At 66.1% G+C, this 9,156-nt stretch carries 9 protein-coding genes; 8 read left to right on the top strand and 1 reads right to left on the bottom strand.

Annotated elements, in window-relative coordinates; translation table 11 throughout:
• Positions 1–119: 119 nt before the first annotated feature.
• From HGSM_RS14610 to HGSM_RS07165, 3 genes are read left to right on the top strand one after another with little or no spacing between them, the layout of a single operon-like run.
• Positions 120–1,478: a DUF58 domain-containing protein gene (locus tag HGSM_RS14610; RefSeq protein ID WP_019148065.1), complete on the top strand. Its 1,359-nt coding sequence runs from the start codon at positions 120–122 to the stop codon at positions 1,476–1,478.
• Positions 1,475–2,098: a hypothetical protein gene (locus HGSM_RS07170; protein ID WP_019148064.1), complete on the top strand. Its 624-nt coding sequence runs from the start codon at positions 1,475–1,477 to the stop codon at positions 2,096–2,098. The genes HGSM_RS14610 and HGSM_RS07170 overlap by 4 nt, the downstream gene beginning before the upstream one ends.
• Positions 2,095–2,739 (top strand): YigZ family protein, encoded by a 645-nt coding sequence (locus tag HGSM_RS07165; protein WP_019148063.1) that lies wholly within the window; start codon positions 2,095–2,097, stop codon positions 2,737–2,739. The genes HGSM_RS07170 and HGSM_RS07165 overlap by 4 nt, the downstream gene beginning before the upstream one ends.
• A gap of 10 nt (positions 2,740–2,749) precedes the next feature.
• Here the strand turns inward: HGSM_RS07165 and HGSM_RS07160 are convergent, their stop codons facing one another.
• Entirely contained in the window at positions 2,750–3,046 is a 297-nt protein-coding gene (locus HGSM_RS07160; protein ID WP_019148062.1) for a hypothetical protein, read from the bottom strand.
• 153 nt (positions 3,047–3,199) lie between these two features.
• Between HGSM_RS07160 and HGSM_RS07155 the strand changes: the two genes are divergently transcribed.
• The 5 genes from HGSM_RS07155 to HGSM_RS07135 all read left to right on the top strand — a co-directional run bounded on the left by HGSM_RS07155 (position 3,200) and on the right by HGSM_RS07135 (position 8,818).
• Positions 3,200–4,342 (top strand): LLM class flavin-dependent oxidoreductase, encoded by a 1,143-nt coding sequence (locus tag HGSM_RS07155; protein WP_019148061.1) that lies wholly within the window; start codon positions 3,200–3,202, stop codon positions 4,340–4,342.
• Positions 4,342–4,842, top strand: coding sequence for a MarR family winged helix-turn-helix transcriptional regulator (locus HGSM_RS07150; RefSeq protein ID WP_019148060.1), 501 nt, complete (start codon positions 4,342–4,344; stop codon positions 4,840–4,842). Before HGSM_RS07155 ends, HGSM_RS07150 begins: the two co-directional genes overlap by 1 nt.
• An 8-nt stretch (positions 4,843–4,850) precedes the next feature.
• The gene (locus tag HGSM_RS07145; RefSeq protein ID WP_019148059.1) at positions 4,851–5,480 is read left to right on the top strand and encodes a CE1759 family FMN reductase; all 630 of its coding nucleotides are present in this window, start codon (positions 4,851–4,853) and stop codon (positions 5,478–5,480) included.
• A gap of 168 nt (positions 5,481–5,648) precedes the next feature.
• Positions 5,649–6,989, top strand: a complete 1,341-nt coding sequence (locus HGSM_RS07140; RefSeq protein WP_051009705.1) for an MFS transporter — start codon at positions 5,649–5,651, stop codon at positions 6,987–6,989.
• Positions 6,986–8,818: a glycoside hydrolase family 2 protein gene (locus HGSM_RS07135; protein ID WP_051009702.1), complete on the top strand. Its 1,833-nt coding sequence runs from the start codon at positions 6,986–6,988 to the stop codon at positions 8,816–8,818. Before HGSM_RS07140 ends, HGSM_RS07135 begins: the two co-directional genes overlap by 4 nt.
• The last annotated feature ends 338 nt before the right edge of the window (positions 8,819–9,156 follow it).

The following is a 9,156-nucleotide window of genomic DNA, read 5'->3' as shown; positions in this document are numbered from 1 at the left end:
CCCAACGCCTGGGCCAGCGGGGTGGGCACCTCCCAACTCATCGCAGACCTCCTCGACGTGGTACCCACGCCCTCCGTGCTCGGTTCGGCCGGAACGGACGCACCAGCCCCAGCGCTGCCATGAAACGCCTCCCGGACACGGCCCCACCGCCTACCCGAGCGGGACGCCAACACACCTTTGCCCCCGTCGTAGACACCAAGATCCTGCTGTCACTGGGGCTCGCGCTGCTGGTTGCCGCCTTCGCACTCGCCTCCATCCCCGCCGCGATCCTCGCGTTTGCGGTCCTCGCATCGGCGGCGCTTGCCCGAGCAGACAAGGTCACCCACGACGTCTCGTACCGCCTCGCACTGCCCGCGGACCCGCAGGAACTGGTTGCCGGGCAGGCGCGCGCGGACATCACCATTGCGGCCCGGGACGACCAGGGCGACACGCTCGCGGGCGCGCAATTCACGAGCGTCATCGAGGCCACCTACCCGGGCGCGCTTCCGGCACGTCTGCTCGTGAGCGTGGACGGTGTGCGCACTCTCGAACTGTCAGTGCCGTCCCTGCGCACCGGCGTGCGCGAGCTCTTCACCCTCACTGCGCTCCCCACCTCCGCCTCGATGGGCTGGTTCGGCGACTGGGTCTCCCTGGGGATGTCTCCCACCCTGGTTCTCGCGCCGCTCAAGCCCCTGCCGCCGATCCCCTCCGCTGCGGTGGCCAAGGGGCTGACAGGGCCGCGCACCTCCGTGCGCGCCGGCGAGGGCCGCGAGTTCCGTGACGTGGGGCTGTACACCCAGAACAACACGCTGCGCCAGGTCGACTGGCGGGCAACCTCGCGGCGCTCCCCCGAACTCGACGAACTCTACGTGCGCCGCACGTTCGCGCAGTCCGAGGCCACGACCGTCATCATGCTCGACTCGCGCGATGACGTGGGCCCCGAGATCAGCTCATGGGGTTCCGCCCATGCGTCCCGCGCCGACCAGAAGACCTCGATGGACCTGGCCCGCGAGGCTGCGACCGCGCTCGCGCAGGTGGCCATCTCCAAGGGCGACAGGGTCGGGTTCGAGGACCTCGGCCACCCCAAGAAGCCGGTCCCACCCGGCACCGGAAGCCGCCACTTTGAACGCCTGCGCCACGCCGTGAGCCTCGCCGCACCCAAGGGTGGGCCGACACACCGCGTGCGCGCACCACTCGTGCAGCGCGACGCGCTCGTTTTCGTGCTCTCGACCTTCCTCGACGACGCATCCACGTCCACGATCTCCTCGCTCGTGGCCCGCGGGCACCAGGTGGTCGCCGTGGACACCCTGCCACGTGTGTCCACGTGGTCCCTCATCGACCGCCAGGTCATCGCCTTCCGCCTCTTCCAGATCGCTCGCCAGGCCCGCATGCGCCAGTGCGAAAAGATGGGCGTGTCGGTCATTGCCTGGCGCGACGAGGACCGCTCCACCAAACTCGCCACCCTCGAGCGCGCCTCCCACGTCCGGAGAACCTCATGACCAGTCCCCTCGCGCCCCGCGCCTCGCGCCGCGAGCGCCGCGCCGACGCCAACCTGACGCCGCCCGTGCGGGTCCTTGGCGTTCGGTCCGTCCCGTGGTGGTCGTTCGCCCTCGCCTACGGCTTGGCCATTGCGTTGGGTGGCGCGGCCGCTGGGGCGGTGTTTGCGCCTGAAGTTGCGCTGTGGTCTGCCGTATTTTCGACGATCTGGGTTGCGATCAACCTCAAGCAGCGTTCAGTGACGGCCATGTATGGGCTGCTCGCCCTGCTCGCGTTGGCGTCTTTCGCGTCCGGCAATGCGTCAGCGCATCCGTGGCTGATTGCTTCCGGGGCGTTCGCGCTGGTGGTGGCGTTGCGTAGTGCACCGTACGTCAAGCTGCTGCTCCCGTCGACGCGGATCGAAACGTCGATCGCGCTGACGGAACTTGGCCGGTGCGGCGTGCTCGGCGCGGCTGTGTTCGTACTGACGGCGTGCGCCAAGGCATTTCTGGGTAGCGGCGGGCCGAGCGCGGGCGTTGCACTCGCACTGTCTGTGTCGGCGGTCGTGCTCATCTTGGGCGTGCTGGCGTTTTCTCTGCGCCGAGGTGCGCGCAGTCGTACACATGAGGAGCTCACGCGGTGAGTAGTTTTCCCGACACGATCGCAGGTGAGGTGACCGGCGAACTGGTCATTAAGAAGTCCCGATTCATCACGCATGCGCGGCACGTGGAGTCCGTGGATGAGGCGGACGCGTTCATCGCCGAGATTCGCACACGGTTCTGGGACGCGCGGCACAACTGCACGGCGTTGATCGTGGGTCAGACCGCGGACGCGCAGCGCTCCAACGATGATGGGGAGCCGTCGGGGACCGCGGGGATTCCCATGCTTGAGGTCTTGCGCCACCGCAACGTGACGGACCTGTGCGTGGTGGTGACCCGCTACTTTGGCGGGATCCTACTCGGCGCAGGAGGGCTCGTGCGCGCGTACTCGAGCGCGGTCTCGGAGACCCTTGATACGGCGACCCTGGTACATCGCCGGCTGCTGAACACGTATGAGATCCACACGTTCCATAGCGAGTCGGGGCGCATCGAATACTTCCTGCGAGACTGGCTCGCCCATCACGACGGCGCGTGGGGTGAGCCGGTGTATACCCACCGCGTGACGTTCTCGGTGTCGATCCCGCCAGAGCATGAGGCGGAACTTGGCGCGCAACTGGCGGCGTTCACCTCCGGCGCGGGCATCTTGGACTTTGTGGGCAGCGCCGTGGTGGACGTGCCAGCATAGGCCGCCCTGCCTAACCTCGGGTGATTGCTTCCCAGCGTCCATGGACGCGCTGAAGGACCTCGTAGCGCGTGACCTCAACGAGTCTGCGGATGCCCTCGAGCCCTCGCAGCGCCGCATCGAGCGCCACCGCCCGGTCCTCGCCTGTGTAGCGCAGCACGAGCTGCGGCACGCCGCGCGAGATGCGCAGGTCGAAGGATTCCACGTTCGCGTACACGCCCAGGTGCTCGGCAGCGCTTGGTAGGACGGACTCCGGTTGCACACCGGGCGCGAGCGCCCCGACGGTCAGGATGAGGCGGTAAGAAGGCATGGCTTCACTGTATCGATGAGGGGGGCGCGGGCCCACTCAGCTTCGCGCTCTGGCGCATGTGAGCGAGCGCACAGAACGCGCTGGAATGAAATGGAACTGCCTCCGGTTGAACCAGTCAGTACATGCAAATGCATTAAAACTCTGGAGGACATCATGCAGTTCGGAATCTTCACGGTAGGCGACGTCACCACCGACCCCACCACCGGCAAAACCCCCACCGAGCACGAGCGCATCAAGGCAACCGTGGCCATCGCTAAGAAGGCCGAGGAGGTCGGCCTCGACGTCTTCGCCACCGGCGAGCACCACAACCCGCCGTTCGCCGCACCGGCGAACCCCACGGTCCTGCTCTCCCACATCGCGGCGGCCACCGAGCGCATCACGTTGTCCACCTCGACCACGCTGATCACCACGAACGACCCCGTGCGCCTGGCCGAGGACTACGCCTACCTGCAGCACCTCGCGGACGGACGCATGGACCTCATGCTCGGGCGCGGCAACACCGGACCCGTCTACCCATGGTTCGGCCGCGACATCCGCCAGGGTGTCGAGCTCGCCGTGGAGAACTACGCCCTACTGCGCAAGCTGTGGGACGAGGACGTGGTCAGCTGGCAGGGCAAGTTCCGGACGCCGCTGCAGGGCTTCACCTCGACCCCGCGTCCGCTCGACGGCGTGGCGCCGTTCGTGTGGCACGGCTCGATCCGCACCCCCGAGATCGCGGAGCAGGCCGCCTACTACGGTGACGGGTTCTTCCACAACAACATCTTCTGGCCCATCAGCCACACCAAGCAGATGGTCGCGCTGTACCGCCGCCGGTTCGAACACTACGGCCACGGCACCGCGGACCAGGCGATCGTGGGCCTCGGCGGCCAGGTCTTCATGGCCAAGAACTCCCAGGACGCCAAGAACCAGTTCCGCCCGTACTTCAACAACGCTCCCGTCTATGGACACGGCCCCTCCATGGAGGACTTCGCCGAGCAGACCCCACTGACCGTGGGCAGCCCGCAGGAGGTTATCGACCGCTACGCTGCGATGCGCGAGCACGTGGGAGACTACCAGCGCCAGCTGTTCCTGATCGACCACGCCGGCCTGCCGCTCAAGACTGTGCTCGAGCAGCTCGACATGCTGGGCGAGGACGTCGTGCCCGTGCTACGCAAGGAGATGGCCGCGGGCCGCCCCGCCCACGTGCCGGACGCACCCACTCACGCCTCGCGTGTGGCGGCCGCCGGCGGACACAAGGACTCGACCGTGTACGCGGACGCCGACGACGTCACTGGCGCAAGCCCAACCGCCCAGTAATGAACGCCGTCAACTCCACGGCCAGCGCAGTGGCCGCCTCGCACGCCTGGGAGGCCCTGTTCCGGGCGCAGGTCGAGCTCATGCGCAGGTTCGAACGGGATAACGTGTTCCAGGAGCTGAGCTTCCGGGACTACGACGTGCTGTTCACGCTGCGCACGGCCGGACACCCCGGCCTGCGCCTCAAGGAACTCAACGAGTTCGTGCTACTCCACCAGTCGGCCCTCAGCCGGCTCGTGGAGAGGCTCGAGCTCCGGGGGCTCGTAGAACGCTCCCCCGACCCCGCCGACGGACGCGGAACACTCATCACGCTCACTGAGCGCGGTCGGGAGATCCAACGCACCCACGGGCGCGCGCACGTCCAGCAGATCGCACACTACGTCGGCTCCGTTCTCGAACCCCAGGAACTTGCCGAACTCGAACGGATCACGGAAAAGCTCCGGCTCGCCCAGGCAACCCTTCCCGACTTCACCGCCACGCACGGCACAGAACCACAAAGGTAGACACTGACATGTCCCACATCATCGCGCTGACCGCAGGACTGAGCCAGCCCTCCTCCACCCGCATCCTCACCGACGCAATGGCCACAGCATCGCAGAACGAGCTCGAAGGGCTCGGCGATCTCGACGTGCACATCGAGGTCATCGAGTTGCGCGACTACGCCCACGACATCGTGGACAACATGCTCACGGGCTTCGCGTCGAGCCGACTCGAAGAGCTCAAGACCAAGGTGATCGCCGCAGACGGACTGATCGCGACCACCCCCGTGTTCTCCCAGTCCTTCTCCGGACTGTTCAAGAGCTTCCTCGACGTGCTGGACCAGAAGTCTCTGATCAACAAGCCGCTCTACCTAGGCGCCACAGCCGGCACCGCCCGCCACTCACTGGCACTCGAGTATGCGATCCGCCCCGTGTTCGCCTACTTCAGGGCCGCCACAGTTCCCACAGCCGTGTTCGCGGCCTCCGAGGACTGGGGCGACACGGCAGGAGTCTCCGGCGACCTCGAGTCCCGGGTAGCGCGCGGCGCCAAGGAGTTCGCAACCCTGATCCTGGGCAACAACCTGACCACAACTAAGGCCATCGACGAACTCGAGACCCCGGACTTCGAGACCCTGCTGCGCCAGGGCGGCATCGAGTTCTAGTAGCGCTAAGCACTACCGCTCCGGCCGAACACGGCGCCCACACGCACTGGATGACGCCTCAACGGACCCGCCTCTGCCCAGCCACCACAGGCCCGCTGCCACCGACCTCGCAGGTCAGTGGCGGCGGGCCTGTTTTCACCCGGGGCAAACGTCGCGTACCGTTAACCCATGACTGAGCACACCGTGCACGCAAAGACGCTGCCCGCCCCGCTAGGTCCGCGCATGTGGACCGCTCTGATCGTCCTCGGCCTCGTGGGCCAACTCGCCTGGACGGTCGAGAACATGTACCTCAACGTGTTCGTGTACAAGACCATCACGACCAACCCCACAGTGACGGCCGCGCTCGTGGCCTCCTCCGCCATTGCGGCGACCCTCGCAACGATGCTGATTGGTGCCCTGTCGGACAGGCTCGGCAAACGCAAGGCCTTCATGACCTACGGCTACGTCCTGTGGGGAGCCTCCACGGCGGCCTTCGGCTTCATCCAGGTGGACGGCACCGCCGGCGCGTTCAAGGATGCTGTGGCGCTCGCGGTCCTGGCCATCATCACGCTCGACTGCGTCATGAGCTTCCTAGGTTCAGGCGCAAACGACGCCGCGTTCCAGGCCTGGGTCACCGACTCCACAGTTCCCGCCAACCGCGGGCGCGTGGACGGAGTGGTGGTCATCATGCCGCTCGTATCCATGCTCATCGTGTTTGGCCTGCTCGACCCGCTGACCAAGGACGGCCGGTGGATGGAGTTCTTCGCGATCATCGGCGGATTCGTCATGCTGACCGGAATCGCGGCCCACTGGCTCGTGGACGACCCGGCGGAGCCCGTGGTCACCTCTACCAGCTACTTCCGCGACGTCGTCTCCGGTCTGACCCCATCGGCTGTGCGCGCCAACCCGTTCCTATACGCGACCCTGCTGGGCTGGCTCGTGTGGGCAATCTCCGTCCAGGTGTACCTGCCGTACCTAATCATCTATATCGAGCAGTACCTCAAGATTGACGCCTACGCGATCGTGCTCGGCGTGGTCCTCATCCTCGCGTCCATGGCCTCGATCCTGGGCGGACGCATCATGGACCGCATTGGCAAGGTCGCGTTCCTCATGCCTGCCGGCGCGCTGTACTGCGCCGGCTTGGCGGCAATGTTCTTTGCCCGCGGGTTCACCGCCGCGATCGTGGCGGGCACGATCATGATGTCCGGCTTCATGTTCGTCAACGCGGCCTTCTCCGCGCTCGTGCGCGACGCCTCGCCGGACCGCGGCGCAGGCCGCGTCCAGGGTCTGCGCATGATCGGCTCGATCCTGATCCCGTCGGTCATCGGCCCGTTCATCGGGGCAGCTGCGATCCGCGGAACCGGCTCCTACGTGGACGAGTTCGGCGCCACGCAGTCCGTGCCGACCCCCACGATCTTCGCCGCCGCCCTAGCGGTCGCGGCAATCTCGCTCGCCCCGGTCCTCCTGGTGCGTCGCCTCTACCCCGCCTTCCTTGCCCGCCCTGCACTCGAGGAGACCGAACCAGCATGAGCAGAATGACACGGTGGGGCCGCGCCCTCGACCCCGAAAACGTCCTGCCCGAATACCCACGCCCGCAGTTTGTCCGGGACAACTTCCAGATCCTGAACGGGACCTGGGACTTCGCCATCACAGATGGCGAACCCCCCACCACATTTTCGACGATCGTGGTCCCGTTCTCCCCCGAGGCGCCACTCTCGGGTGTGAACGCCACGCTGGAACCTCACCAGACCGCCTGGTATCGCCGGACCGTGACACTTGACTACGACGTGGCGCAACTGGTCGACGCGGGCCGCTCTATCGTCGTTAATTTTGGGGCCGTGGACCAGATCGCGCACGTGGCGATTAATGGCGCCGAGCGTGCCCATCACGTGGGCGGCTATCTGCCGTTCTCCGTGCAGGTACATGCGGACGATCTGCGCGAGGGCGCGGCCGGGCGCGAGTTCGACATCGAGGTGAGGGTGCGCGATTACACGGACACGTCCCACCACTCGCGCGGCAAGCAGAAGAGTAAGCGCGGCGGAATTTGGTACACGCCACAGTCGGGAATCTGGCAGACCGTGTGGCTCGAGGCGCTGCCCGCCGCGCACGTGAGTTCGGTGGAGTACGCGTGCGACGTCGATGCGGGGACGCTCACGGTGACGCCGCACGTGGCGGACGCTGGAACGGATAGCGCAGCAGACGGGGCGCTCGTGAGCGTGCGGGTCAGCCTCGGCGGCGCGCTGGTAGCGGACGGAACCGTGCCAGCGGGCAAGCCACTGACCCTCACCATCCCAGATCCGCAGCTGTGGAGCCCTGAATCTCCGACGCTGTACGACGTGGAGCTGGAACTGCCGGGCGCCGACACGATCGGTTCGTACACGGCGCTGCGCTCTTTTGGCATGGCACCCGACGCGCGCGGCGTCCCGCGCCTGCTGCTCAACGGCAAGCCGTACTTCCACATGGGCGTGCTCGACCAGGGTTACTGGCCCGACGGCCTCTACACGGCACCCTCCGACGAAGCATTTGTGTGGGACCTAGAGCAGATGAAGGCCGCCGGGTTCAACATGGTGCGCAAGCATATCAAGGTCGAACCCATGCGGTTCTACCACCACTGCGACCGGCTCGGGCTCATCGTGTGGCAAGACATGATCAACGGCGGAGGCGACTCCTACAGGTTCGACGTCATCACGCTGCCCGTGTTCGCCCGCTACTCGCGCCGGGACGACACCGAACGAGCGTATAGGGCGTTCGCGCGCGAGGACGCCGAGGGACGGGCGCAGTTCGAGCGGGAGCTCATCGAGATGATCTCGCACTTGAAGCAAGTTCCTTCGATCGGCGTGTGGGTGCCGTTCAACGAGGGCTGGGGGCAGTTCGACTCCGTGCGCATCACGGAGCTTGTCAGAAAACTCGACCCCACCCGGCTCATCGACCACGCGAGCGGCTGGCACGACCAGCAGGTTAGTGACATGCGCTCCCTGCACATCTACTTCAAGGCGTTCCGGATGCCGCGCAACGACGGCACGGGCCGCGCCCTGGTGGTCTCCGAGTACGGCGGTTACCTCTACGAGGTCCCGGGCACCAGACCTGAGGAAAAGAAGTTCGGCTACCGGACGCTCAAGTCCGCCGAGGCGCTGCTAGCGGACTTCACCTCGCTACACCGTGACCAGATGGTCCCGGCGGTTTCTAAGGGCCTCAGTGCGCTTGTGTACTCGCAGGTCAGCGACGTGGAGGGCGAGCTCAACGGGCTCGTGTCTTACGACCGCGATCACGTGAAGATGCCCGCTGAATCGGTGGCTGTCGTGCTGCGGGAGGTCCTCGACGAGTTCACCAAATCCACCCGCTCTGCACGTGGCGACTAGGACCTTGGGCCCGCTCGCTGATCTCAATTTCTGAGACAATTGAGGTACCTCCACACCCCCGGAGGTACGCATGGTCAACGGAGATCGTGAGAACGATGAACCGTTTGCCTAAGTGACACGATTGCTCAGGTAAAGCGAGGTTAAAGAGATGTTCCCCTGGATCCTAAAGGAAGACAAGACTCGGTCATGGCGCTTCGGACGTACACACGTCAGAAAAACCGCCTACCAGGAAGTCCACCCCATGTTCTTCTTCAGATAGGCCTCTAGCCGACCCTCAGTTGGCACGCCGCTAACCTCGCAGGATTAGCTCCCGCCGCCGGTGCGCACACTTCGTGCGC

This window comes from Timonella senegalensis JC301 (genome assembly GCF_000312125.1).
GTDB lineage: Bacteria > Actinomycetota > Actinomycetes > Actinomycetales > Cellulomonadaceae > Timonella > Timonella senegalensis.
This window is presented reverse-complemented; position numbering and strand designations above follow the sequence as displayed.

Excerpts from the sequence above, each read along its gene's own strand:
- HGSM_RS07135 (WP_051009702.1), top strand. The coding sequence starts at position 6,986 with ATGAGCAGAATGACACGGTGGGGCCGCGCCCTCGACCCCGAAAACGTC.
- HGSM_RS07170 (WP_019148064.1), top strand. The coding sequence starts at position 1,475 with ATGACCAGTCCCCTCGCGCCCCGCGCCTCGCGCCGCGAGCGCCGCGCC.
- HGSM_RS07150 (WP_019148060.1), top strand. The coding sequence starts at position 4,342 with ATGAACGCCGTCAACTCCACGGCCAGCGCAGTGGCCGCCTCGCACGCC.
- HGSM_RS07155 (WP_019148061.1), top strand. The coding sequence starts at position 3,200 with ATGCAGTTCGGAATCTTCACGGTAGGCGACGTCACCACCGACCCCACC.
- HGSM_RS07140 (WP_051009705.1), top strand. The coding sequence starts at position 5,649 with ATGACTGAGCACACCGTGCACGCAAAGACGCTGCCCGCCCCGCTAGGT.
- HGSM_RS14610 (WP_019148065.1), top strand. The coding sequence starts at position 120 with ATGAAACGCCTCCCGGACACGGCCCCACCGCCTACCCGAGCGGGACGC.
- HGSM_RS07145 (WP_019148059.1), top strand. The coding sequence starts at position 4,851 with ATGTCCCACATCATCGCGCTGACCGCAGGACTGAGCCAGCCCTCCTCC.
- HGSM_RS07160 (WP_019148062.1), bottom strand. The coding sequence starts at position 3,046 with ATGCCTTCTTACCGCCTCATCCTGACCGTCGGGGCGCTCGCGCCCGGT.